Raw genomic sequence first — 1,308 nt, 5'->3', positions numbered from 1 at the left:
CATGGTCAACGTCACTGGTCTTGAAGATCCCGTCTCGCCCTGCGCTACAGAGGTCTCAAAGATCCATCTGTCTCACGGGAGTCTGACAGACAGGGCGGAGCCGTGTTCGGGTGCATGTGCTACCCCGAGTGGTAGAGCAGGCCGTCGGCGATCCGGCCGAGGGCCAGCATGATACCGACGAGGACCACGAAAGGCCTCAGGAGTGGCCGAGCAGGGTCGGCGGGCGGAGCCGGCGCACGTTCGGCCAGGGGCTGCGGCCGTATGGCTGAAGATGCTGCTGTTCTGGACGCTGAAAACGGAGGTAAGTGGGAGCTTGGATGCGCCGATGCCGCAGACTGTCCGGCATCGGCAGAGTCTGGCGGTCTGCCGGAAGGCGCTGTCCGGGTGGTTCCTACGCCTACCGTGGCGAGCATAGACAGATCGACCCGGCTGGGTAGACAGGGGCGCAAAGCTCCAGACACGCATGCAGCTCTTGATCGAACAATCGAATTACCAGGAGATTTACCGCTTCTCGCACCTGACTCGGACGCCAGTCCCTACCCACGATCGGTCCCGGTCGGCAGGGGGCTGATGCCTGGTTCGGTGCTCTCGCAGGCTGCTCGACCTCCTTCGGCGGGGACGCGCACACTAACAGACCAGGGGATGTGTGGCGCTGTATGAAATACTAGTATTTTCTTGATCCGTCGATATAATTCCGTTGCGATAATCTGAGGGAAGTTTGAATACTGTATGCCCTCTCTTCTGCATATTGACACAAGCATCCGCCGGACTAGCTCCACGACCAGGGAGTTGTCATCGTACTTTGCTGACGAATGGCGTAGGGATCGCCCTGATGCCGTGTATACCTACCGGGATCTCGCGGTCGAGCCGATACCGCATCTCACCAGTGCGGTCCGCGATTACATCATGAACCCCGATGGTGATCACGGTGCGACGGCGGAGGAGCGGGCTCATGTCGACGCGGTGGCCGCGGAAGTCCGCAACGCGCCCATCGTGCTACTCGGGATACCTATGTACAACTACACCATCCCATCGACGCTGAAGGCGTGGATCGACTACCTCGTCAGCCCCACTGCCATGGTGGCGGTGGGAGCCGAGACGGGTCCTCTCCGCCCGACGGAGGAGATCAGCTCAGAAGGGAGTCGGTAAAGATCAATCGGCATGGGGTAACAGGTGTAGATCACCGGACTGTCGACGTGCAGCGTCACCCCGATGCGGCCACCGGACGAGAGACAATGATCGTGGCATGGTTATCCGGTCTGGCCGTCCCGGCGACGTGGACGAACTGCTGGCGTTCTGGCGGCATGC

At 61.0% G+C, this 1,308-nt stretch carries 1 protein-coding gene; it reads left to right on the top strand.

Annotated elements, in window-relative coordinates:
* The first annotated feature begins 729 nt into the window (after window positions 1-729).
* On the top strand, window positions 730-1,149 hold the full coding sequence (locus B056_RS36090; protein WP_076784678.1) for an NAD(P)H-dependent oxidoreductase: 420 nt from the start codon (window positions 730-732) through the stop codon (window positions 1,147-1,149).
* Window positions 1,150-1,308: the final 159 nt, after the last annotated feature.

The organism is Parafrankia discariae (assembly GCF_000373365.1).
In the GTDB taxonomy this organism is placed as follows: Bacteria; Actinomycetota; Actinomycetes; order Frankiales; family Frankiaceae; genus Parafrankia; species Parafrankia discariae.
Note: the sequence above shows the minus strand (reverse complement) of the source record. Positions and strands in the feature narration are given on the sequence as shown.

Bases quoted from the DNA above. Each gene is read 5' to 3' on its own strand.
- B056_RS36090 (WP_076784678.1), top strand. From the start codon at position 730: ATGCCCTCTCTTCTGCATATTGACACAAGCATCCGCCGGACTAGCTCC.